The organism is Microbacterium salitolerans, assembly GCF_019720895.1.
GTDB lineage: Bacteria > Actinomycetota > Actinomycetes > Actinomycetales > Microbacteriaceae > Microbacterium.
The window spans coordinates 1-328 of sequence record NZ_JAHKSH010000016.1; the positions used below are offsets into that span (position 1 = coordinate 1).

Sequence of the window (328 nt, forward strand, 5' to 3'; positions counted from 1 at the left end):
GTTGGTGTAGAGCCCGGTCTCCGGTTCGGCAATGATGTGGCCCTTGAACCCGTCCATCATCACGGAGCGGGACTTGTGCGCATGTCTGGCCGCCGGGTCCACGGTGGAGACCATCCGGTCCGGGGCGACCTTCCGGGCGATCCTCCACCGCCCGTCGGTCCCGTCCGACCCCTCGGCCGGCTCCACGTCCTGGCCCGAAACCAGGGCCAGCAGCATATACGCCTGCGCCTGCGGCGAACCCTCCTCCAGGGTGTCCGGATCCACCGCGCCAAGCAGCCCCAATGCGTCGGTGACCAGCCCGGAGATCAGGGCGTCCTTCGCCTCGGAG

1 pseudogene is annotated in these 328 nt (G+C 69.2%); it reads right to left on the reverse strand.

Annotated features, from left to right (window positions below):
- A pseudogene (locus tag KOL93_RS16005) lies at positions 1-328 on the reverse strand (IS5/IS1182 family transposase); the annotation flags it as partial.